Raw genomic sequence first — 23952 nt, 5'->3', positions numbered from 1 at the left:
TGGCAGGGAATTCGTTCAAAGCATATGTTTTTGGTAAAGTAAAACTAAGCAGAACGCCATTTGCCTGAAAGGACTTAGACGCATGATATCTGATTTTAAATTTTGGCATTTCTTCCTGAACCAAGGCCAACTCATACATAATTTGCGACACACCGAAATGAGGCAAATCAATAAGCGGCTGGCCGTTATTCTTGTGCTCGGCTTGATCGTGTTTGCCTTGCCTGAAATTTGGGGCATGAACACCGGGTCGTTGACGCCGCTGCTCGCGGCAGGCATGTTTGACGGCTATACACTCGCGCGTTGGACCTCGCTTGTCGGCACCTTGCTGTGGGGCGGCTTGTATTTGAGCTTCCATTTGTACATAGCCGCGTATCTGTACGGCCGGATCATCGGCATCCCGTGGAAGGCGATGATCGTCATGCAAGCTTACGTTACGGCATTGTTGGTGCTGGAAAAGGCTTGATTTTGGGATGTTCGCCTGGAATGGCTACACGATGGCCTTTTCACCGTTTTCATTCGGGCCGATCGCCGCGACGTTCCTGGAGAACAGCTACCTGATTTATTTCTTTAATCAATTGACCTTGTTTACGTCATTGATTATCGCGATTCAATACCGTTTCATCAAAGTTTTCGCGTGTATCACCGAAGATCATTTTGCTTTCACTAATCATCATCCATCTGCTTTCGGCATTGTTCGTCGCGTTGTTCAGCCAGATTCCCGTCGACGAAATGCTGCGTGACTTTATGCAAGGGGCCGATCCTATGAACCGCTTTTCTTTATCGGCTTATCCATTGCCATCGTCGCTTTTGACTTCGAACTTCCTGTTGCTGTTCGGTGAGAAGAGCATCATTTCAAAACAACTGTATGTCAGCGAATATGAACAGGCGTATACCCATACATACACCGAAACTTTGCCGAAAGAAGCATTGACGGCACCGCAGGATACGATGGAAATCTACGTCCAGGACGATGAAGCGCTTGAGCAATGGCTCGTCAAAGAAGGCGATGCCGTAACGGCAGGTGCTGAACTGGCACGCTTGAACGAAAGTGAGTCAGAAGACCAGCGAGCGATCTGGCAGTCGGAACAAAGTGCGCTTCAAACAGAACGCAGTGAAGTTCAGTCCACATTGCAGGAATTGACGCAGGCGCGCATCGCAAGACAGCAGTGTATCTGAAGACTCAATAACAGCTCCAGCTATCCAGGGTTTGGCGAAGACATGGAACAGGAATTGCGTATGGATGTCAACGTCTCAGTTGGCGTGGAAGTGCCGGAAGACGGCTCGTATGTTTCAGGCATCGCGCAAGCCCAGCAGCGTCTGGCGGCCATTGATTCTGAACTTGCGGTCGTGGAAGCGCAGCTCGCACAAAGCCAGGAAAATCCGGCGCTCATCAGCCCGGTCGAAGGGACGGTCGCGAGCATCAACCGCGACACCGCTCCGCTCAGCATCGAGATTTACAATAATGAACGCGAATTCGTGACGTATCTATTGGAAGACGAATGGCACGAAGTGGAACAGGCCGATCGCGTATTCATCCAGGCGCCAGGCATTGAAGGCGCGATTCCTGGAACGGTCCGCAGCGTTTCTGAAATTCCGGCAGAAGAATCCAAGTGGTTCGAAGCGTACCGGGATCTCGGCCGCATCGAACAAAACAACCCGATCGCCTTTACGAAGTGCGCATCGCCCTGAAACACCCTTGCAGGACACGATGCCTTATGGCAGCAATGTCAACGCAGAAATCACCTTGGATGAAGCACAAGATGCAATCGCCTTGCGCGATGCTTGGGTTTACGATGACGACGATACGACGGGCACTGCCTATACCTTGAACATTGACGGCCGCCCGAATGCCGTCCCTGTCGAAATCGCCTTCACCCAACAAGGCCGCGTTGTTCTCGCAAGCGGCATGGAAGCAGGGGATATCACCATCAATGAAGAGCAGCTTCACGATTATCCGGGAAGGCCGAAGCTCTTCATGCCGTTCCCGAGCCGCACGCCGGACTTTAACTATGCGAAGAATACAGAATGGCGAGCCTATGTCGAATATTTATTGGCACGCTAAAACCTCCGGGAATTTCCGGAGGTTTTATGGAAATCAACCAGTGAAAGCATATGGGGTTGCTGTGTAAATGGACGCATCGAAAACGCCATGGAAACTTGCGCTTAATTTACGGCCGCCATTGGTGTACGATAGACACAACACATTACAGCCATTGATCGGAGTGGGATATCCATGAAAGAAACAGATTGGCGCTTCCGCGTCGCGCATCGGAAGCCTGGATCGGCCTCGGCCTTGCGCTCTTCAACTTCGTCTGGTGGTTCGCTTTTGCCTACGGGCTCGGCAATCGCCCGGTCGAAGAATACACGTACATATTCGGCTTGCCCGATTGGTTTTCTATAGCTGCATCGTCGGCTTCCTGGTCATGGTCGTGCTCGTCACGGTCGTCGTCAAGTTTTTCTTGTCGATGTGCCATTTGACGAAGAACAGGAGGAAAGCCGATGAACTATTCAGTCCTTATTCCCATGATCGTCTTTTGATCATCATCTTTTCATCGGCTATTGGTCGAGCAGAAAACTGGCCGGCTCTTCGAATTTCATCAGTGATTATTTTCTCGGTGGTCGTGAGCTTGGCGGTTTCGTCCTGGCGATGACCATGGTCGCGACATACGGCAGCGCCTCAAGTTTTCTCGGCGGCCCCGGGACAGCCTATACGATGGGCTTCGGTTGGGTGCTGCTGGCGATGACGCAAGTGGTCACCGGTTATTTTGTCTTAATGATTCTCGGGAAAAAATACGCCATCATGGCCCGCCGTTATAACGCGGTGACGATGATCGATTTTCTGAAAGCCCGCTACAATAGCACAGCTGTCGTTTTATTATCGGCGCTTAGCATCATCATCTTCCTGTTTTCCGCGATGGCGGCACAGTGGATCGGCGGCGCGCGGCTCATCGAGTCGTTAACAGGGCTCAGCTATCAATCGGCATTGTTCTTGTTTGCCATCAGCGTTCTCGTTTACGTGACGATCGGTGGCTTCCGGGCTGTCGCCTTGACCGATGCGGTGCAAGGAGCGGTCATGCTCATCGGCACGCTGATCCTGCTGATCGCCGTCATCATTTCAGGTGGCGGGATCTCGAACATCATGCAGGATTTGATTAATGAAAACCCGAATTTGGTTACGCCGTACGGGGCGGAAGGCAATCTTAGCGCCGCGTACGTGTCTTCGTTCTGGATTCTTGTCGGTGTCGGCGTTGTCGGCTTGCCGCAAATCGCGGTGCGCGCCATGTCTTATAAAAATGCACGTTCGATGCACCGTGCGCTCATTATCGGCACGATCGTCACCGGCTTTATCATGCTCAATATGCATTTGATCGGTGTATTCGCGCGCCCGATCCTTCCGGGCATTGAAGTCGGCGATAAAGTCATTCCGCTGATCGCGCTGGAGACTTTGCCGCCTTGGGTCGCGGGTATCGTCTTGGCAGCTCCGATGGCGGCGATCATGTCGACGGTCGATTCGCTGCTATTGCTCGTCAGTTCGTCGATTGTCAAAGATGTCTATTTGAATTACGTCAAACCGGATGCAAGCCTGAAAACCATCAAACGCATGTCCTTCGGGGTCACGGGGATTCTCGGCGTGATTGTCTTCTTGCTGGCGCTCGATCCGCCTGATTTGCTGATTTTCTTGAATTTATTCGCGTTCGGCGGTCTGGAAGCGGCGTTTATCTGGCCGATCGTTCTCGGGCTTTACTGGAAATGGGGCAATAAATATGGGGCGATTGCGAGTATGGCGACAGGGATCCTAAGCTATATCGCCTTGCATTTCTATAACATCGAAAACGGTAATTTGTTCGGCGTCCATACCGTCACGTTGCCGGTCGTCTTGTCGCTTCTCGCCTTTATCGCCTTCAGTTTACTGATCAAGCGTCAGGCGTATGATTACAATGCCATTCTATACAGAAACGAAAAACAAGCGTAAAATAAGGGGCTATATCTGGAAAAAGGGAAAGAAGGGCTGCACTTTTGACTCCATGGAAAGTTTACGGCATCTTAACATCGGTGATGGTCGTGTGGGGATTCAACCTCGCGGCGGTCAAGTATTTATTGGAATTTGTTGATCCAGTCACGCTGACGGCGTTTCGGATCTTACTGGCAGGCGTGACCGTGCTGATTATTTTGGCATCGCTCGGCATGATGCGCTGGCCAAAGCGCAGCGATTGGAAATACATATTGCTCGGAGCGCTGCTCAATGTAGTGGCGCATCATTATTTTCTGTCACAAGGTTTGGCGATCACTTCCGGAACGAATGCCGGTTTGATTCTCGGGACCGGGCCGATGCTGACGGCAGTTTTGGTATCGCTGATCATGCGCAATGTGCCTTCACGGCTGCAATGGCTCGGGGTGTTCATCGGTTTTGCTGGCGTTGCCACGACGGTAATGGTCGGAAGCGACTCGGCTTCAGGTTTGAGTCTTGGAGATATATTGGTATTCATCTCCATTTTGGCTCAAGTCTTCAGTTATATTGTCATAGCAAATGCGGCACGCTCGCTGGATCCGCGCCTGTTGACGGGATACATGCTCGTGATGGGAGCGATCGTGTTGTTCATCATCGCGCTCATCCAGGAACCGGGAGAAATTGCGGCATTCGCGGCAGTTCCATCGTCATTCTGGCTAGCGTTCTTCTTTTCGGGAATGCTTGGTACAGCAGTCGGGCATATGCTTTACAATTACTCGATTGGCCAGGCAGGACCGACGAAAGCGGCAATTTTCATGAACCTGAATACGCTGTTCTCGCTCGTGGCAGCAAGCCTCATTCTCGGTGAAACGATTACGCCGGGTCATTTGATCGGACTTGTGCTCATAGTGATCGGCGTGATATTCGGGTCAGGGGCAGCGGAGGATTTACTTCGGAAACGCAGGAAACGGCTCCCTACATGAGCCGTTTTTTTCTATAGTGGAATAGCGAAAGGAGAATGAACGATGACGGGTTTATGGGGCACACCAGCACAAGTGCGCCAGCTGACAGAACAATTGGTCGGCTGGGAGTCGCAAGGTTTGACGGAAGGGGAAGTGAAATTCCCGGAACGATTGAAATCCAAATTAATGGAAACAGAGTATTTTCACAAGCACCCGGAACTTGTTTCCTTGGGCGAAGTCAATTGGGAACGCCGGTATTTGACCGCATTATACAAGCATGAAAAAGCCTCACGCACCGTCGTGCTGCTCAGCCATTTCGATACCGTCGCCGTGCACGAATACGGGGATTTGGCGCCGCTCGCTTACCAGCCGGCAGAACTGGAGAAAGCATTCCAAAAGATTAAAAGCGAATTCAAGCGGGAGATGCAGGCCGATCTCGCATCCGGTGATTATTTATTCGGCCGCGGCATCATGGACATGAAGTCAGGGCTGGCGATCCATATGGCGTTGATCGAACGGGCCAGCCTTGAAAATTGGCCGGTCAATATTGTGCTCATGTCAGTGCCGGATGAGGAAGTCAACTCGGCAGGCATGCGTTACGGCGTGTCAAAGCTGCTCGACCTCGAACGCCAATATGGCTTGGAATATGTGCTGTTTCTAAACGGCGAGCCGGTGTTCGCGAAATCGCCTGGCGATGAATCGCAATACATCTACACCGGGTCGATCGGGAAAATCATGCCGAGCGCTTTGTTCTACGGCAAAGAAACGCATGCAGGCGAGCCGCTTGCCGGCATGACCTCGAGCTATCTGTCCACCTATTTGACGCGGAAAATGGAATGGAATCCGGCGTTTTCTGAGACCGTGCACGGAGAAGAAACGCCGCTTCCGGTAACCCTGACGCAAGGGGATATGAAAGAAGAATATTCGGTGCAGACGCCATACCGGACAAAAGCGCTCTATAACGTCTTCACGATGGAAAGAAACGCTGAAGACGTCATGGGTATTTTCGAGAGCTTGGCAAAGGAATCTGCTGCAGAATGCATGGAAGATTATCTTGCCTTGTGCGAAAAAGTCGGCATGGCACCGCGTGTTGAGGAAATCCGCGTCCTCCGTTACGAAGAACTTGTAGAGTACGCCAAAGAGAAATTCGGGCTTGATTACCTAAATCAATTGATTCGCGATACGTTGATGGACCCCGAACGTGACGTCCGCGATAAATCGTTCCATATTGCGGACATTTTGCTGTTAAATTGCCAGGAGTTGACGCCGGGGATCGTGTTATTGTTTGCGCCGCCTTATTACCCAGCGGTCAATTCTAGCGAAGACCCATTCATCGAGAAATGTGTGGCTCATGTCACGCAAGATGCGCTCGAACGTTTCGATTTGGAGCTCGAGCAAGTGCATTTCTTCAACGGCATTTCGGACCTTAGCTACGTCAATTACGAGGATACGGCGAGCGGCTGGGTCAGCTATGAGAAAAACACACCGGTTTACGGCGATCAATACAGCATCCCGTTCCAAGCGATGCAGCAGCTCAAAGCGCCGGTCTTGAATATTGGGCCCTTTGGCAAAGACCCGCATAAACGTACCGAACGGCTCCATATCAAAAATGCTTTCGAGGAAATTCCGGAAATCATCGCAAGCTTGATTTTGCACATTGGAGAACAAGCGGATTAATAGCAATGAATGAAGGTGTTTTCACAATCCGGTTTGTTTTGAATTGAGAAGACAGGTACAATTCAAAAAGATGAAAAATTTAAAGGAGCGAATCTTTTATGGAGTTCAAGCAGCAGACCGAAACTTATTTTGATCATTTCCATGCACATCCCGAAGTCAGCTTCAAAGAAGTCGAGACGACGAAGAAGCTGGCACAAATCATGGATGAACTCGGAGTAGAGTACCGGACATTCGATGATGTCACCGGTTTGTTCGCAGAAGTCGGAGAAGGCGAAGAAGTGATCGCAGTCCGTGCGGATATCGATGCTTTGTGGCAGGAAGTGAATGGGCAAGTGCAAGCCAACCATTCCTGCGGCCATGATGCCAATATGTCGATGGTCCTCGGAGCCCTCCTGCGTTTGAAAGACGAATCCTTGAATAAACGCATCCGCTTTATTTTCCAGCCGGCTGAAGAGCAGGGCAACGGTTCGCTTGCGATGATCGAGCGGGGCGCTCTCGAAGGCGTGACGCATTTGTTCGGAGTCCATTTGCGCCCGCAGGAAGAGCTGCCGTTCGGCAAGGTGACGCCTGCGCTGCATCACGGCTCGGGGATTTTTTTGAAAGGCAAGATCATCGGAGAAGATGCGCACGGTGCTCGGCCGCATCAAGGAAAAAATGCCATCGATGTCATCGCGGCAATCCATCAATTCGTGAAAACGGTTTATTTTTCGCCTTTCGAATCCTATTCAGCAAAGCTAACGAATATCCAGACCGGCGGGGAAAGCTTGAACATCATCCCGGGAAGCGCTACATTCGCGCTTGATGTGCGCTCACAGTCCAACGCATTGATGGATACGATGAAAGTTCGCCTCGAGGAAGGCTTGCGGGCCATTGCAGCGCTTCACGATGTGAAAATCGAGTTGAAATGGGACGATTACACGCCCGCTGCTGAAGTATCCGACGAGGCGATGGAAATTGCCGCACAGGCGATTCGCAATGTGCTCGGAGAGGAAGCTTTCGCTGAACCGATCCAGACGACCGGCGCGGACGATTTCCATTTCTACACGATTAAACAGCCTGAGTTGAAAGCGGCGATGGTCGGAATCGGTGCCGATTTAACACCGGGGCTCCATCATCCGGATATGAAGTTCAACCGGGAAGCGCTCGACATTGGCGCACGCGTTTTGGCAGAGACTTTACGCTTGGCGTAACAGCATGCTTAGGGTGCCCGGAATAGTTTCTGGGCACATATTTAAGGGTATGGAACAATGATTTACACTATAAGAATTTTAAGGGGTCATCAGAGATGGATGCAATATTCAACGGGTTGACGTGGATCGTCGACGAAGGAAATAACTTATTATGGACATATATATTGATCGGGCTCTTGCTCGGTCTTGGTTTATACTTCACCATCCGCACACGCTTCGTGCAAGTGCGCTTGTTTGGCGAAATGTTCCGCGTCATCACGGAAAAGAAAGATGGAACCGGCGGGATTTCCGCATTCCAGGCGTTCACGATTTCGACCGCATCGCGTGTTGGAACCGGTAATATCACAGGCGTTGCTTTGGCAATTGCCATCGGCGGGCCGGGCGCTGTTTTCTGGATGTGGATGGTGGCCTTGATCGGCATGGCGACCGCATTCATCGAAAGCACGCTCGCCCAAGTGTATAAGATCAAAGACGGTGAGCAATTCCGCGGAGGCCCGGCGTATTATATGGAAAAGGCACTCGGCACACGGAAACTGGGCATCGCTTTTGCCATTCTCTTGACGCTGGCATTCGGTTTCATCTTTAACTCGGTGCAATCGAACACCATCGCCCAATCGGTCAGCGATGTGTTGGACATCCCGAACTGGGTCGTCGGCGCAAGCTTGGTCGTTTTATCCGCTATCGTTATTTTCGGTGGCGTACGCCGAATCGCGCACGTGACGCAAATTGTCGTGCCGATCATGGCAACTATTTATTTGATTGTTGTAGCTTACATAATGGTAATGAACTTCACGGAAATTCCAGCGATTTTCACCTTGATTGTCCAGAACGCATTTGGGCTTGAAGAAGTGGTTGGTGGCGGTATCGGTGCTGCGATCATGCAAGGTATACGCCGCGGCTTGTTCTCCAACGAAGCCGGTATGGGTTCTGTCCCGAACGCTGCTGCTTCTGCGAACGTATCGCATCCAGCCAAACAAGGGCTTGTCCAAAGCCTTGGGGTATTCTTTGATACGATCATCATCTGTTCAGCGACTGCATTCGTCATCATTTTGGCGGACTTGTACCGCACAAGCGAACAGGAAGGCATCCTTCTGACACAAGCTTCACTGGATATGCATTTGGGCGGATGGGCGCCTTATTTCCTGGCGATCGCCATCACGTTCTTCGCTTTCAGCTCGATCGTTGGGAACTATTATTACGGCGAGACGAATATTGAATTCATCAATGCCCACAGCATGTGGTTAACTGTTTACCGCTTCGGCGTATTGGCAATGGTTATGTTCGGGTCGATCGCACAAGTCCAGCTTGTCTGGAACATGGCTGACCTGTTCATGGGCATGATGGCCGTCATCAACTTAATCGTCATCGCATTGCTCGGTAAGATCGCGTTCCGCGTCCTCGACGATTATATGGGGCAAAGGAAAGCCGGCAAGAATCCGGTATTCTATGCGAAAAATGTACCTGGCCTGAAAAACACGGAATGCTGGGGAGAAGAAGCACATCGTCACGACGAATAACTTCTAGCCTCTTCCGCATTCGCGGGAGAGGTTTTTCTTTGGGAACCCATCGAGCCATCCTGCGTCCTGTAACGAAACCGTAATGAAAAATACACCAAAACGATTTCTGCCTAAGGCTATGCTATGGTAGAATGAACTATTGATAATATGTGAGTTGAACAAAAATGAACCAGTCAAAGAGCGATGTAATCGTTACAGGCAGACGCTTTCCGCGGGCATGGCTTGAGCCTCCTCGGTCGCTGCGCTTCCTGTGGGGTCTCAAGACTCATGCTATTCCCGCAGGAGTCGCTGCCTTGCACTCTTAATATCTGGATTACATCAATAGATATGGAGCAAAATAGCGCAGACTCCTTGGGAATCAGCGAAGTGCTGAAATCCATTCGGGCAGCAAGCCCGAATTAGTTCAGCGCAAGCCCCCAGGAAAGCCAGCTGTTTTGCGGAATATCGTATGCAATAAAGTCTTAAAGACAAAGTATTAGTTCAACTTATTTAACAAAACTATTGAAACAAATCTCTGCTTGCAAAGCGGGAGATAAAAAATTACTGGCGATTGAGGAGAATTAACGAAATGGAAAAAATCTGTGTAGTTGGATTAGGATATATCGGCTTGCCGACAGCGGTCATGTTCGCAAACCATGGTTATGATGTTCACGGCGTGGACGTCAATCAAAAAGCAGTGGACATGCTGTCTGATGGGCAAATTCACATTGAAGAACCGTTTCTTCAAGATTATTTGAACAAAGCATTGGAAAAAGGCACCTTCTCGGTTTCGACAAAACCTGCAGAAGCAGACATGTTCATCATCGCTGTGCCGTCTCCGATTGCGGAAGATAAAACTGCCAATATGGATTACATTCGCGCAGCGACAGAATCGATTGTGCCATTCCTGAAAAAAGGTGATTTGGTCGTCTTGGAATCAACCGTTCCTCCGCGCACTGTGCTGGATGTCATGATGCCGATTCTCGTGAAGAGCAATTTGGAAATCGGGACAGAACTCTTTGTTTCGCATTCCCCAGAGCGCGTCATTCCTGGAAAAGTTTTCGAAGAGCTCGTGAAAAATGACCGCATCATCGGCGGCATCAACGAGGAATCTTCAAAGCGTACACAAGTTTATTACGAATCATTCGTTAAAGGCGAGTTCATCTTGACGGATGCGACGACTGCTGAAATGGTCAAGGTCATGGAAAACACTTACCGCGACGTCAATATCGCTTTCGCCAATGAAATCGCGAAAATCTCCGACAATGTCGGTGTTGATGCATGGGAAGCGATTCGCCTTGCCAACCATCACCCGCGCGTCAATATCCACTTGCCAGGGCCAGGTGTCGGCGGGCATTGCATCGCTGTCGATCCATGGTTCCTAGTGGAAAAAGAGCAGGAATTATCGAAAATCATCCATTTGTCGCGTACAACCAATGATGGCATGCCGCAATACACGGCAGACAAAATCGACGATATCCTGAAAGATGTGGCCGATGCGAAAGTTGCTGTATTTGGCTTGTCCTTTAAAGGCAATATCGATGACATCCGCGAGAGCCCATCGATGGAAGTGCTGGAACATTTGAAAGCGAAAAACCTGCGTATTTCTTCATTTGACCCGCATGTCAAGAAAACAAAGCGCCATTCAGACGCAATCCTACGATGAAGCAGTCGAAGGTGCGGATTTGATCGTCATCTTGACCGACCATAAAGCATTCAAAGAATACGATCCGAAAACACTTGGCGGAACGATGCGCCATAAAGCCATTTTCGACACGAAAAATGCCATCAGCCGTGAAACGTATGAACAAGCCGGATTCACGGTTTACCGTCTCGGCGACGGCAAGGGCAACCCAAAAAATTAAAATACACGGCCGCATTTTCAAGCTATTGGAAATGCGGTTTTGCATGGAGGCACGAACTACATGAAAGAAGAAATTTTAGGCGTCACCGTCAATAAAGAGACCGAACAGCAATTGCTGGATAAAATCCAAACCGATATCGAAATCGGGCGCAAATCGCGCATTGTCGCCATCAACCCTGAAAAAGTCATGATGGCTTCAAAAGACCCGGCACTCCGGACAATGTTGAACGAATCGACATACCAGATTCCGGACGGAGTCGGCATTAAAATCGCTTCCCGCATGCGCGGAGGCGCGATTCGCGAACGCGTGACTGGCATCGGCATGATGGATGCACTGCTTCAGCTCGCGAATAAACATGGCCACCGCATTTTCATGTACGGGGCGAAAAAAGCGACTGTAGAACTGGCTGCACAAAACATCCAAGCGAAATACCCAAACCTCGTCGTCGCCGGGACACTCGACGGCTATGAGAAAGATCCTGAAAAAATCATCCAGGTGATCAACGAAGCAAAACCTCAGATCTTATTTGTCGCGCTCGGCAGCCCGAAACAGGAATTGTTCATCCGCGAAAACATGGAGCGATTGGACGTCAATATCTTCCAGGGTGTCGGTGGCAGTTTCGATGTCTATAGCGGCAATGTCAAACGTGCGCCAAAGCTGTTCTTGAACACAGGAACCGAATGGCTTTACCGTCTTGCCAGCCAGCCTACGCGCATCAAACGCCAAATGGCGCTCCCGCAATTTCTCATCAAAGCCGTACGCGATAAAGGCGGAAAACGCTGATGAAAGTATTGCATGTAATTAGCGGCGGCGAAACTGGAGGCTCCAAAAAGCATTTATTGCAGCTATTGGCCAACTCTCCTGTAGAAGCAGAGTTGCTATTATTGACTGAAGGCGCCTTTGCGGAAGACGCGAGAAAAGCCGGAATTCCTGTGACGGTTGTCCAGCAAAACAGCCGTCTTGACCGGTCGGCTCCAAGAAAAATTTTGATGGTCTTGAAAAAAGGCAGATTTTCAGTCGTCCATTCCCACGGGGCACGCGCCAATTTTTTGATCGATTCCGTCTATAAAAAATTAGGCATGCCGTGGTTCATCACAGTCCATAGCGACCCGACACTCGACTTTCTTCATCAGCCCAAGCCGCTTGCGAAAGTGTTTACGATCTTGAACCAGCGGGCGATGCGCCGTGCGGACCATTTGTTTGCCGTGTCAGAAAGATTCAAGAATATGCTCGTTCAAATGGGCGTCGAACCGAAAAAAATCACTCCTGTGTTCAACGGCATCAATTTCCATGAAACCTTGCCGGACTTTGATCAACGGGCCATTCGCGAATCGCTCGACACCAGAGAAGATGAGTTCGTCTTTGCGATCGTGGCACGCCTTCATCCAGTCAAAGGCCATGATATCTTGCTTGACGCTTTGGCCCAAATCGACCGGCCATGTAAATTATGGGTAATCGGTGAAGGCGACCTGCGCCAGAAATTAAGTGAACAGGCAGCATCACTCGGCATCTCGGAGCGCGTTCAATTTTTGGGAGCGCGGAATGATGTCGACCAATTATTGTATGCGGCGGATGTATCCTTATTGACTTCGCATAGCGAAAGTTTTCCGCTCGTGCTATTGGAATCTGCAGATATGGCCACACCGGTCATTGCGACAAATGTTGGCGGCGTGCCGGCACTCGTCGATCCTGGAAAAACCGGATGGATCGTTGAACCGGGGCGTGCAGATGCACTCAAACACGTGATGGAAAAGGCGATGGATGCGGATACGCGCGAGATGGGGAGCATGCTTCGAAGCTTCGCAAAAGAAAATTTTTCCAACGAAAACCTGCAACGGGAAACTCAACGAGTTTATAGCGCTGTTTTGAAGCTAAACTAGGTAATTACTCCTGTTTATTTTAAACTGTTAATATTATGAAACATACCGTTCAGCCTATGTATGGCGCGGTTTTTGAAGCCCCTTGAGCTCTGTCTCAAGGGGTTTTTTATTATGCCTGTAATATAAATGTAATATTACTCTCATAAATTCAGTGATAAACTCTGAATTATTCAGAACAAAAAATTACCTAATAAATACAGATAAACAGACTATAGAACTCAGGGGGAAAAAGAAGCATATGAAAATGACAAAATGGTTTGGAACAATGATCGCCGCAACTGCTTTATCAGTGACTGCTTTTGCTTCCACTTCAGAAGCAAGCGTCTTTGAAAATTTTGACCGCATCTCGGGATCGGACCGCTACGAGACTTCCATCAAAGTAGCGCGTGCAGGCTGGGGCTATCACAGCACTAAGGATGTTGTTCTTGTTATCGGCGATAACTACCCGGATGCTCTTGCCGGAGCACCGCTCGCCAAGAAATTGAACGCGCCGATCCTATTGGTGAAAAAAGATGCTGTACCAGCGTCGATCATGTCCGAAATCGGCCGCTTAGGGGCAAAGAACGCAACCATCCTTGGCGGTGAAAGCGTCATTTCCAACCAAGTCGTCAACCAATTAAAAGGCAAAGGCATGCAAGTCGAGCGTATCGCCGGCAGCAACCGCTCTGAAACTTCAGCATTGATCGCAGAAAGAGTGGGTGGAGCATCGGCAGTTGTCGCGAGCGGATCCGGTTACGCCGATTCCTTGTCAATCGCTTCACATGCTGCTGAAAACGGCAAACCGATCTTATTGACTTCAGGAAATGGAATGTCAAAAGAAGTCGCAGCAGCGGTGAAAAACTATAAGAGCGTAACAGTTGTCGGCGGCGAAAGTGCCGTCAGTTCAGCCGTCTATAAAAAAATCGATGAGACAGCAGCTGTATCGCGCATTGCCGGTAAAGACCGCTATGCCACAGCAGCAGCAGTCGTTGCTAAACTTTACCCATCAACTGTTAAAAATTCACTTGTCGCATCCGGCCAGCAGTTTGCCGATGCTCTTACGGGTTCTGCTCTTGGCGGAAAACAGAAGAAGCCAGTCTTGCTTGTGCGTCAAGCGGACCTGCCATCACCGACAAAAGATATCATTAATAATAAAAATGTGAATAATTTAACGGTCATCGGCGGGGAAACAGCAGTTTCCAAAGAAGCACTGAACCCGAATCCAAAGCCGGCTGCTATTCCAGTCGTCAAGCCATCAGTGGATATCCGTTCTGATATTATCGATGAAGCCAAAAAATATATCGGCACTCCGTATCGCTGGGGCGGCACAACGCCATCAGGATTTGATTGCTCAGGCTATTTGATGTATGTCTTCAATAAAAACGGGATCTCCATCCCAAGAACAACGGCATTAATGGCACAATCCGGCAAACCGGTCAGCTATGCGAACGTCAAAGTCGGCGATATTGTGTTGCTTGATTTGGTCAGAAGCACGCCGACACGCCCATCACATGCTGGAATTTATATTGGCGATGGAAAAATCATCCACGCTGGAACAAGCACAGGCGTTGCGATCACAGCGCTTGATACCTCTTGGGGACATTGGGACAAGAAAATCGTCACCATCCGTTCGTACACAGATTAAAAAAATGGCTTCGGCCATTTTTTTTTGCCCGCATAGATAGTGAGAACACAGAGGCATAAGGAAAGTAAATTTTGCTGGTGGTATTATTTACAAATATTTAGAAAATTTATGTACCTTTTAATAAAATTCTAGAATATACTGTTAAAAAAGAGAGAATGTTCATTTAAAACATCACCATTAGGGGGAAAAGCATTGAGAATTTTACTGAAGGGTTTGGCCATGCTATTGTTTATCGGCGTTCTTGCTGGAGGGGCGGCCAACGTTTCTGCAACGGATGATTTCACAGTCAAAGTACGGCTGACCAATAACTTGGGCACAAACACTAGCTTTGATTTCATTCCACAAGGCAATTCGCAATTAAAAGAAGACAAAACCGTGAAGTTGGAAAAAGGAACGCGTTACCAGGTGCAAGTGTCATCTGGCAAACTGGTATTGAAAAAAGGCAGCCAAACCTTGAAAAGCGGCTTGAACACGGTGACGGTTGAACCGTCTGTTTATTCAAAAGCCAACAGCATCCATCTTTATAAGCCTGGATCCCAGACGATCCACCCGTATCTCGGCACCATTCTATTCCGCATGTCCGGCACGACAAAAATCCAGCCGGTCAACTCTTTGCCATTTGAAGATTACCTAAAAGGCGTTGTGCCATCTGAAAGTCCGGCCAGCTGGGGAGCAAGCGGGGGCATGGAATCGCTGAAAGCCCAAGCGATTGCAGCCCGTTCCTATGTTTTCTCCAAAATGAGCCAAAGCACATTGGAAATTGATGACACGACGACTTTCCAAGTTTACAAAGGCTTTATGTGGGATCCATTATCCCCTCATTACAAATCAGCTTACGAATATACGAACCGTGCAGTCGACGAAACACAAGGGCAAATCCTCACTTATAAAAAAGCGGATGGCCAAAAAGGCTTTGTCACAGCCTATTTTTCATCAAGCAACGGCGGGCAAACTGAACTTCCTGAGCAATACTGGTCAGGCAAATTGCCATATCTCTCTACTACGCAAGAAGATGAGTTCGACACCAAAAGCGTTTTGTGGAAACTCAACTGGCTCAAACAGCAGCTGCCTGCGACTGCCGATGTGATGGCTCCGGCCACTTGGTGGAATACGACAGGCGAATTGAACTTGAACAGCGCAATTGTCGGTGAACAAAGCAAAACGACATTTACCAATTTCAAAAAAGATCTATTGAAAAAAGCAAAAGCACAAGATTCGACTGTCGAATCGATCAAAATCGCATCCATCAATAACATCCAAACCGAAAACTCTCGAATACCGGAAAAGTCCAATCCATTACGCTTGAAATGGACTATTATATCCGTAACAGCAAAAACGGCGCATTGAACTTCGACATGGCAGCGGGTGCTGCATCGAAAACATTAGCCGGAAAAGACCGCTACGACACAGCCGTTGAAATTGCTAAAGAAACGGTCGGCACTGAAAAAGCGCCCGCCATCGTCCTCGGACGTGGAGATGTCCCAGCGGATGCACTGGCCGGAACCGTTCTCGCGCATAAACACAGTGCACCCGTCCTATTGACCCGAAATGACAGCTTGCCGTCTTCAGTCGAAAACTTCCTGGAGCAACAGACCGTAAAAGGCGCGACAGTTTATTTGCTTGGCGGAACTTCGGCCATCTCTGAAAACGTTGAAGAAGAACTGAGCCAAAAAGGATTCCAGACCAAGCGTCTAGCAGGCAAAACCCGTTCAGAAACTTCGTTATTGATCGCGAAGGAGATCGGGCAAATGCAAACCGTGCTATTCGCAACGGGCAATGACAACTCGTCCGATGCCTTGTCCGCATCCGCTTATGCAGCAGCGCATCAATTGCCGATCATTATCCATATGGGCGCTAAGAGCCCCGAAGCGACATTATCTTTCTTGGAAAATCAGTCTACTGAAAAAGCCATTTTAATCGGTGGAACGACCGCTGTCCCGGAAGCGGTAGAAACTGCATTGTTCGACCGCGGCATCTTGAGCAACCGCATCAGCGGAAAAGACCGCGTTGAAACCAGCCTGGAAATCAACCGACTGTTGCCGATGAACGGCAAAAACCTGGTGGTCGGCAATGCGCATTCATTTGTCGATGCGCTCGCGGGATCTGTTCTTGCGGCAAAAACAAACTCACCAATTTTGATGCTGCACCCAGATCCAGCGCGTTTGCCGGCTGAGCATATGGAACACATCAGCAAACTGACGAAAGACCAGGCTTATTATCTTGGCGGCGAATCGGTCATTCCATCTGCCTTGAAAACAGCGAGCAACGAATACATCGGCTCTTCCTTGAAAAAGCACCAAGCCATCATCACGTACAAAGCAGGCAGCTCACCGAACATGACCGCTTTCCGTACATTGATGGGCGGGGCGAACTTGAAGAGCGTCGACTTTGACATCGTGGATGCAGTAGACCGTTTCGTCATGGACGGCAGCGGCTTCGGCCACGGCATCGGCATGAGCCAGTGGGGATCCTATAACCGTTCCAAAGCCGGCCACAGCGCCGAACAAATCTTGAATTTCTATTACCAGAACGTATCGATCGAACACACTTCCCAATTTGTGAAATAAATAGTATCGATGATCTAACAAAAGCCGTCCTCACGAGGGCGGCTTTTTGTGTGTGGAATTTTCGCAATCAAGTGATTAGAGAAGCTTCCGCTTTTCAACTGCGTTGCAGGGGCACGCTTTCCGGAGGGCTCGCATTGAGCCGCTTCGTCGCTGCGCTCCTGCAGGGTCTCAATTGTCTCGCTGATCCTCCCGGAGTCGGCCCCTTCCACTTCGTCTCTAGTTTTAAAGGGAAAGAAAAAATTTTTAGTCCACTCGAGGAAAATGTAGAGATGCATTATGTTGTGTAGCTCAAATCACTTTTGCTGTGGAGAGACTAATTAGTTCTGTTCCATCGACAAGGTTTTCGATACAAGCACCAACATGGCAGACGCTAGAACTCAGGAAGCGATTCCCCCACTAGCCGGCAACTAGTTACAGAAGCAGAACAACTTAAACAGCCAGTATGCATTGAAATGTCTTAGCCGCCTAGCGCCAAGGGTGAGCCGATGCAGTAAGACAGGCGTTCTTCCTGGCTTGCGGCAAGAGGCCAACCCAAAGCAGGGTGGCGACTATTCAAGTGAAGTTCGAACAGAGCACGGAAGCAAGTTCACAAGCAAACCCTCGCAAGCCTCACATATACTCCACTCAGGAAGCGATTCCCCCACTAGCCGGCAACTGAATAAAGAAGCAGATCTGACTAAACACACCCGAATCAACGAAATCTCTCAGCCGCCTAGCGCCAAGGGTGAGCCGATGCCGTAAGACAAGTGGTCTTCTTGGCTTATGGCAAGAGGCCAACCCAAAGCCCGGCGGCGACTATTCAAGTGAAGTTCGAACAGAGCACAGAAACAAGTTCACAAGCAAACCCTCGCAAGCCTCAACATGCGCTCGACTCAGGAAGCGATTCCCCCACTAGCCGGCAACTGAATAAAGAAGCAGATCTGATTAAACACACCCGAATCAATGAAATCTCCAAGCCGCCTAGCGCCAAGGGTGAGCCGACGCCGTAAGACAAGTGTTCTTCTTGGCTTATGGCAAGAGGCCAACCCAAAGCACGGCGGCGAATAACAACATGAAGCCAGAATCGAACATCGAAACAATTTAACACCTAAACTCTCACTATCCACTTCAAACATGTCTTGGAAAACGATTCCCCACTAGCCGGCAAAGCTAATAAGAACATAGAACCCCAATCTTCCATATTAATTTTCCGTAAAATCACAATACATCAAAAATAATCGCCATCCCTTGCCGCTCACGGGATGAGAGGGGACATGGGAACCCTGCACTATGGTCTGACGTCTTTACCTAATATTAGCTCTATTGTAATAATTGTAATAAAGATGCTATGATGGATTCATTGATTACGAGGTGTTTATTATGAAAAAGACAAAAAAACTTAATTCCCCGTTGCTGGTATTAGTGATTTTATCCGTCATTCTGCTCATTAAGCTGGGGGTATTCCGTACCCTAGTCTATGGTGAAGTATCCTGGCTACGGCTCGTGGCTATCGACTTTCCGGTATTCATGCTCTTGCCGGTATTACTGTTTGTTGTGCTTCGCCGGATTAGTCCGCTCGTTGCGTTAATCTACAATCTGTTCGTTTCGGCGCTTCTTGTGTCGATCGTCTGGTATGAGCGCTATTTCCAGACCGTGCCGAGCTATTTTGATTTGCAGCAAGGCGATCAAGCCGGATCGGTTATGGAAACGGTGAGCTTATTGTATGCGCCGCTTGACTTCCTGTTCTTTGCAGATATTGTGGTCTATATCGCATTGTTCGTCCTGTATTGGAAGCGGCCGTTGGCAATGAAAAACCGTAAAAAAATAAGCGTTGCAGCAATTGTTTTGGTGGTGCTGAGTGTAGCGACAACTGTAGTTGCTTTGCAAAAGCCGATTTTGGATATGACTTTATTCGCCAAGGAACAAGGCTTTGTCCAGACTCAATTGGTCCAGGCGGCACAGCAAAATAGCGCGTCAGCCCAAATGCATTTAATTTCGGATGAGGAGCTGGCTAAGCTGAAAGGCAACGAGTTTGTGCCTTATACGGAACACGATCGCTTCGGCATCGCAAAAGATCGCCACTTGTTCGTCATCCAAGTCGAATCCCTGCAGAACTTCGCTATCAACCAATCGATCGATGGGCAAGAGTTGACGCCGAATCTCAACGAACTGCTTGGCGACAGCCTGTATTTTGACCGCATGTTCCAACAGATCGGTGCAGGCAACACATCTGATGCCGAGTGGCTATTGCATATGTCACTGTTGACGAGAGGCTTGGATCCGACGGTCAATTATTTGAACGGCAGCCCGTTGCCATCGCTTGTCAATATGCTCAATGAGCGTGATTATTACACGACGACTTACCATGCGGACAAGCTGGAGTATTGGAACCGCGCGGAATTGTACCCATCGCTTGGATTTGATTATGCGTATTCGAGCGATGAGATTCCGAATGAAGACATGATTGGGTTATGGCCATCCGACCGGACGATGTTCGAGTTTGCAGAAGGTGAAATACAAGAGCAAATCGCCTCTGGGAAAAAAATCTATGCAAACTTGATGACCGTAACGAGCCATACGCCTTTTGAAGTGCGTGAACAAGACAAGTATTTGAAGTTGCCGGAAGAATACGTAGATACCTACACAGGAAATTACCTGCAATCCATCCGTTACGCCGATGAAGCAGTAGGGGAATTCATCGATTTCCTAAAAGCGGAAGGCATTTATGAAGATTCCCTAATTGTCGTCAACGGCGATCACTCAGGGCTTCATGGCCGGCCAATGACAAAAGAGGACAACGAGCTGATGGCCGACTTGCTCGGGCATACTTATTCGTTGAAAGATCGTTTTCTTTTGCCGTTCATTGTCGCAGCCCCTGGAGCATTAGAGTCGGAAGTGAATTCGAATTTTGGCGGGCAAGTGGACATGATGCCAACCATCATGAATTTGATGGGCATCGAACCGCAAGCGCCGATGGTCGGGCATAATATGCTGCAATATGAGAATAACCTGCTTGCAGTGCGCTATTATCTCCCAGGTGGCTCTTACATTACGGGAGACCATATGTACTTAGGGGAGAACGCACGGTATCCGGAACGTTATTACGACTTCGAGACGATGGAGCGGATCGAACCGGAGCCAGAAATTATTGAACAGACACAGGAAAGAGCGTTGAAAATCTTAAACCATTCCGATGCATTGCTGAGCAATTTCCTGGATGACGACGAAGAAACAGAGACCGGAGAAGAGAGTTAACTCTTCTCTGGTTTTTTTTGTTAATTCAAATTTACGAATGATAATGCAAATTTATTGCATAATCAATAAAAAGATATTGATTATAAATACCTAAATTTTGTATACAATTAGAGGGTTTTTCGTAATTTACATAGGACTATTATCTTTACGTCTGAAAAATTTACTTTTAAACGCTGTATAAAGAATCATTTTAAGAAAATATTGTAAAATTCTCTTGTTTCTCCTAATTTTCCCCCGTACTATTAGGTCAGAAAGAGGGGAATGTAGCATTGAAAAAGAAACTTTTGTTCGTGCTGTTGTTGCTGCTAGCCATTGGAGTAGGAACCGGAACTGCTTCGGCAGCCGGTAAGCCAACTGTTATTTTAGATCCGGGACACGGAGGAGCATATGGCGGAACGGCTGGTTACTCAGGAAACCGAACCGGCTATTACGAGAAACACGCCAATATGGAAGTGTCGAAGCGATTGAAATCCGAACTAGAGAAAAGAGGATTTGTTGTTCACATGACCAGAACATCCGATGTCCAGTTTTCACGCATTTCATCCAGTGCGGATCTTGTGGAGCGGATGAAAGTCGCAAACGGAATGATCTCAAGTGGGAATAATGATAACACCGTGTTCATCTCTGTTCACCACAACGCGACAGGATCACCTACATACGGTGGGTACGAAACGTATTATTTCGATAATCGATTTGCGAGTTCGTCGTATCCACCATCCGTATTGCAACGCCATTACTCGCCGGAAAGCGGGCGTTTGGCAACGGACACGCATCGCGCAGTCATCAATTCAGGCGTTAAGGAAGGCCGCGGCATCGTCGCAAACAGCCTTTACGTAACACGTACATCAAACGTACCAGCTGTACTGCTTGAAGTTGGGTATATGTCCAACCCGACAGAAGAAGCGATGATCAAGCAAGCTTGGTTCCAACAGAAAGTTGCAGCGAATGTTGCAAAAGGCGTAGATGATTTCTTTAACGTTTATGTCGTCAACGACAAAAACGGCAAAGCAATCAAACACTATACATCGAAAACCGATGCATTGAATTACTCAAAAACTGTTTCAGGCAGTTATGTGATCCATAAGAAAACCGGAAAAGTAGACGGCGCGACAAAGCCAGATCCGGAACCGGTTGACCGTCCATTAGTTTATGGCATTTATCATCCATCCGTAAAAATGAAAGATAATCTATTCGGTACAGAACAAGAAGCGATCAACGAAGCGAAAAAATGGAAGAACACACGCGTTGTCCATACGACAACCGGCATTGTGCTTTGGTCCAATTATTTGCCGAAGAAATACGTAGTCCTAGACGGCAGTGATAAAGAAGTGGCGCGATTCTACCAAGAAGAAGCAGCGATTTCGCATGCAGGAAAAACACCGCAGAGATCCGTAATCGATGAGTCGACGCTTGAAGACGACATCGTCTGGTCGAACTTTAAACGCAAAAACTTCATCGTCCGTTCGAAAGACAAAGGCGAGATGGTCCACCTTTACAACCGTGAGGAAGCCCGCGACTATGCGCGCAACTGGCCGAACTCCGAATTGTATGATGTGTGGGCAAAGAAAGTCATCTTTACGAACACAGACAAAACAAAGTATTCCTACACACCGCAAAACATCGAAGGCTCTGACCGCTTGAAGACGGCTGTCGCGGTTTCGAAATTGCTTTACCCGAACGGCTTTGCTTCTACAAAAGCGCAAAAGACAGTAGTTCTTGCGACATCTGCACAATACGCGGATGCCTTGTCAGCTGGCCCGCTTGCCGCACATTACGGCAACGCACCGATTCTGTTGAGCAGAGCAGGCGCTTTGCCGGCAGAAGTTGAGCAAGAATTGAAACGCTTGAAAGCGAAACACGTCATTATGGTCGGCGGAACAGCTGCACTCTCGACATCAGTCGAAAGCAAGCTGAAGAGCATGGGCATGAGCACAGAGCGCTTGTCCGGCTCGACGCGCTATGAAACAAACGAGAAGATCAACGCGAAACTGCCTTCTGCTGATGGCGTCTTCGTCACAGCTGGCGATAACTACCCAGATGCTTTGACCGCAGCGAGTGTTGCCGTCGTGAAAAACTGGCCGATCGTGCTGGTCCGTGAAGGATTGCCTGTGCCGAATAGCTTGAAAACAGCTTTCGGTGACGAAGTCGTCATCATCGGTGGAACATCTGCAGTGCCAGCTTCATTGGAAACAGCAGTTAAACGTGAAATCGGTGCTGACGGCGTCCGCCGCCTATCCGGCAAAACGCGTTACGAAACAGGAACAGCTGCAATTGATTTCTTTGCAGATGATTTCATGTCCAACCGCTTGATCGTCTCAACTGGCACGAACTATCCGGATGCGCTCGTATCCTCGGCAGTCTCTGCCCGTTACAACGCGCCACTATTCCTGGTGCCGGATGATTCAATGCCATCAGATTTAACAACATCATTGACTCAACACAGTACAGAGAAATTGATCAACCGCACGTACTATATCGGCGGCGCCATCAACCCATCTGTGAAAACAACGATCAACGCAATGCAAAAATGATAAGGTGGTTATATACATGAAGAAATTCAGTGGTCTTTTGCTTTCAGCCGTCCTGCTTGGCGGCTGTGGCACCGCTGTGACCGATTCTGCGGAAGACGCTAATAACGGCACAGGCGGCACAGAAACAACCGAAACCGAAGCCACGGAAACAGAAACAACTGAAACAGAAGTGGAAGCAACCGAAGAAGCTCCTGAAGACGCACCAATCGAAGTGACAGACCTAACAGGCTTGCAGCTTTATATGCCTGAACTCGGACTCGTCAAGAAGTTCCAAGTGGAAGACTTCGAATTGACGCGTGAAGTGCTAGAAGTGTCCGGCAACCAAGTGCTCGAAGAAATTACATTCGGCGAAGCTGCTACGATTGAAGTGACGGAGTGGACAGAGTCGTCCATGAACATGCTGATCGAAACATCTGAACTCGAAGGCGAGCGCGACATTTCGATCGAAGGATTGGTGCCGATGAACGCGCCGGTCGTCATGATCGATGAAGCCAACAGCGCAGAAGGCGAGTGGATTGTCGTCTCGAATGATGAAGTCTTGGAAACTGATGCCGGTACATTCGAAGAAGTATTGGTAGTTGAACAAGTACTGAAATCTGACGCTTCCGATCAAGTAACGACCATGACACGCTATTTCGCGCCGGGTCTTGGATTCATCCAGGAAAAAACGGTAGTCGCGAACCGAGACGAAAAACAGGAATCTGTTGTCGGCTTAGTAAGCTACGAATAAAAACGGAGAACCAGCTGCCATTTGGCGGCTGGTTCTTTTTTAATGATCAGCCGAAGAACAGCTTATTCAGCTGAGCAACAGGAAGTCGCGTTTTCAATTTAGGGGATGACAACATATGCCAGGAAACGAGTTCTTATAAGAAGAGCAAATAACTCCTGATAAATTTAATTGCGAGAGGAACATATCGAGAAGCGTGAATAAAATGAAAATAGTAGAAAATGAGATGGATTTTCTTCGAACTAAAAAT

At 48.7% G+C, this 23952-nt stretch carries 17 protein-coding genes and 3 pseudogenes; all 20 read left to right on the top strand.

Annotated features, from left to right (window positions below):
• Positions 1-82 precede the first annotated feature (82 nt).
• The 20 genes and pseudogenes from CW734_RS19195 (at position 83) to CW734_RS14025 (ending at position 23705) form a co-directional block, all read left to right on the top strand.
• Entirely contained in the window at positions 83-463 is a 381-nt protein-coding gene (locus tag CW734_RS19195) for a hypothetical protein (RefSeq protein ID WP_232787077.1), read from the top strand.
• A gap of 7 nt (positions 464-470) precedes the next feature.
• Positions 471-740, top strand: coding sequence for a hypothetical protein (locus tag CW734_RS19190; RefSeq protein WP_232787076.1), 270 nt, complete (start codon positions 471-473; stop codon positions 738-740).
• A 22-nt stretch (positions 741-762) separates the two neighbouring features.
• Positions 763-1176 (top strand): HlyD family secretion protein, encoded by a 414-nt coding sequence (locus CW734_RS19185; RefSeq protein WP_232787075.1) that lies wholly within the window; start codon positions 763-765, stop codon positions 1174-1176.
• 42 nt (positions 1177-1218) lie between these two features.
• Positions 1219-1689: a hypothetical protein gene (locus tag CW734_RS19180; RefSeq protein WP_232787074.1), complete on the top strand. Its 471-nt coding sequence runs from the start codon at positions 1219-1221 to the stop codon at positions 1687-1689.
• Positions 1690-1708: 19 nt separating this feature from the next.
• Entirely contained in the window at positions 1709-2062 is a 354-nt protein-coding gene (locus tag CW734_RS19175) for an efflux RND transporter periplasmic adaptor subunit (protein ID WP_232787073.1), read from the top strand.
• Positions 2063-2233: 171 nt separating this feature from the next.
• Positions 2234-2503: pseudogene (locus CW734_RS14095) on the top strand (DUF997 family protein).
• A pseudogene (gene panF, locus CW734_RS14090) lies at positions 2500-3973 on the top strand (sodium/pantothenate symporter). Before CW734_RS14095 ends, panF begins: the two co-directional pseudogenes overlap by 4 nt.
• 44 nt (positions 3974-4017) lie before the next feature.
• The gene (locus tag CW734_RS14085) at positions 4018-4932 is read left to right on the top strand and encodes a DMT family transporter (protein ID WP_101191226.1); all 915 of its coding nucleotides are present in this window, start codon (positions 4018-4020) and stop codon (positions 4930-4932) included.
• A gap of 42 nt (positions 4933-4974) precedes the next feature.
• Entirely contained in the window at positions 4975-6588 is a 1614-nt protein-coding gene (locus CW734_RS14080) for a M20/M25/M40 family metallo-hydrolase (RefSeq protein ID WP_101191224.1), read from the top strand.
• A 98-nt stretch (positions 6589-6686) separates the two neighbouring features.
• A complete protein-coding gene (locus CW734_RS14075; RefSeq protein ID WP_101191222.1) occupies positions 6687-7778 on the top strand; it encodes an amidohydrolase in 1092 nt (363 codons plus the stop codon).
• Positions 7779-7873: 95 nt separating this feature from the next.
• Entirely contained in the window at positions 7874-9295 is a 1422-nt protein-coding gene (locus CW734_RS14070; protein WP_101191220.1) for an alanine/glycine:cation symporter family protein, read from the top strand.
• A 568-nt stretch (positions 9296-9863) separates the two neighbouring features.
• Positions 9864-11139 (top strand): annotated as a pseudogene (locus tag CW734_RS14065) (nucleotide sugar dehydrogenase).
• 60 nt (positions 11140-11199) lie between these two features.
• On the top strand, positions 11200-11922 hold the full coding sequence (locus CW734_RS14060; protein WP_101191218.1) for a WecB/TagA/CpsF family glycosyltransferase: 723 nt from the start codon (positions 11200-11202) through the stop codon (positions 11920-11922).
• A complete protein-coding gene (locus tag CW734_RS14055) occupies positions 11922-13019 on the top strand; it encodes a glycosyltransferase (RefSeq protein WP_101191216.1) in 1098 nt (365 codons plus the stop codon). Before CW734_RS14060 ends, CW734_RS14055 begins: the two co-directional genes overlap by 1 nt.
• Positions 13020-13257: 238 nt before the next feature.
• Positions 13258-14643 (top strand): cell wall-binding repeat-containing protein, encoded by a 1386-nt coding sequence (locus CW734_RS14050; protein ID WP_101191214.1) that lies wholly within the window; start codon positions 13258-13260, stop codon positions 14641-14643.
• A gap of 192 nt (positions 14644-14835) precedes the next feature.
• Positions 14836-15990, top strand: a complete 1155-nt coding sequence (locus tag CW734_RS14045) for a SpoIID/LytB domain-containing protein (protein WP_101191212.1) — start codon at positions 14836-14838, stop codon at positions 15988-15990.
• Positions 15951-17210 carry a cell wall-binding repeat-containing protein gene (locus CW734_RS14040; protein WP_101191210.1) on the top strand — a complete coding sequence of 420 codons (1260 nt, stop codon included), beginning with the start codon at positions 15951-15953 and terminating at the stop codon, positions 17208-17210. The genes CW734_RS14045 and CW734_RS14040 overlap by 40 nt, the downstream gene beginning before the upstream one ends.
• Positions 17211-18569: 1359 nt before the next feature.
• Complete coding sequence (locus CW734_RS14035) at positions 18570-20444, top strand: LTA synthase family protein (RefSeq protein WP_101191208.1); 1875 nt, start codon at positions 18570-18572, stop codon at positions 20442-20444.
• Positions 20445-20713: 269 nt separating this feature from the next.
• Positions 20714-22975: a cell wall-binding repeat-containing protein gene (locus tag CW734_RS14030; protein WP_101191206.1), complete on the top strand. Its 2262-nt coding sequence runs from the start codon at positions 20714-20716 to the stop codon at positions 22973-22975.
• A 16-nt stretch (positions 22976-22991) separates the two neighbouring features.
• Positions 22992-23705: a hypothetical protein gene (locus tag CW734_RS14025; protein WP_101191205.1), complete on the top strand. Its 714-nt coding sequence runs from the start codon at positions 22992-22994 to the stop codon at positions 23703-23705.
• Positions 23706-23952 lie beyond the last annotated feature (247 nt).

The organism is Planococcus sp. MB-3u-03 (assembly GCF_002833405.1).
Taxonomy (GTDB): Bacteria; Bacillota; Bacilli; order Bacillales_A; family Planococcaceae; genus Planococcus.
The sequence above is the reverse complement of the archived record's forward strand: the minus strand, read 5'-3'. Positions and strand labels throughout refer to the sequence as shown.

What these genes read in the sequence shown, in the direction of transcription:
- CW734_RS14070 (WP_101191220.1), top strand. Translation starts at nt 7,874, where the DNA reads ATGGATGCAATATTCAACGGGTTGACGTGGATCGTCGACGAAGGAAAT.
- CW734_RS14050 (WP_101191214.1), top strand. Translation starts at nt 13,258, where the DNA reads ATGAAAATGACAAAATGGTTTGGAACAATGATCGCCGCAACTGCTTTA.
- CW734_RS19180 (WP_232787074.1), top strand. Translation starts at nt 1,219, where the DNA reads ATGGAACAGGAATTGCGTATGGATGTCAACGTCTCAGTTGGCGTGGAA.
- CW734_RS14075 (WP_101191222.1), top strand. Translation starts at nt 6,687, where the DNA reads ATGGAGTTCAAGCAGCAGACCGAAACTTATTTTGATCATTTCCATGCA.
- CW734_RS14035 (WP_101191208.1), top strand. Translation starts at nt 18,570, where the DNA reads ATGAAAAAGACAAAAAAACTTAATTCCCCGTTGCTGGTATTAGTGATT.
- CW734_RS19195 (WP_232787077.1), top strand. Translation starts at nt 83, where the DNA reads ATGATATCTGATTTTAAATTTTGGCATTTCTTCCTGAACCAAGGCCAA.
- CW734_RS14060 (WP_101191218.1), top strand. Translation starts at nt 11,200, where the DNA reads ATGAAAGAAGAAATTTTAGGCGTCACCGTCAATAAAGAGACCGAACAG.
- CW734_RS19190 (WP_232787076.1), top strand. Translation starts at nt 471, where the DNA reads ATGTTCGCCTGGAATGGCTACACGATGGCCTTTTCACCGTTTTCATTC.
- CW734_RS14055 (WP_101191216.1), top strand. Translation starts at nt 11,922, where the DNA reads ATGAAAGTATTGCATGTAATTAGCGGCGGCGAAACTGGAGGCTCCAAA.
- CW734_RS14040 (WP_101191210.1), top strand. Translation starts at nt 15,951, where the DNA reads ATGGACTATTATATCCGTAACAGCAAAAACGGCGCATTGAACTTCGAC.
- CW734_RS14080 (WP_101191224.1), top strand. Translation starts at nt 4,975, where the DNA reads ATGACGGGTTTATGGGGCACACCAGCACAAGTGCGCCAGCTGACAGAA.
- CW734_RS19185 (WP_232787075.1), top strand. Translation starts at nt 763, where the DNA reads ATGAACCGCTTTTCTTTATCGGCTTATCCATTGCCATCGTCGCTTTTG.
- CW734_RS19175 (WP_232787073.1), top strand. Translation starts at nt 1,709, where the DNA reads ATGCCTTATGGCAGCAATGTCAACGCAGAAATCACCTTGGATGAAGCA.
- CW734_RS14025 (WP_101191205.1), top strand. Translation starts at nt 22,992, where the DNA reads ATGAAGAAATTCAGTGGTCTTTTGCTTTCAGCCGTCCTGCTTGGCGGC.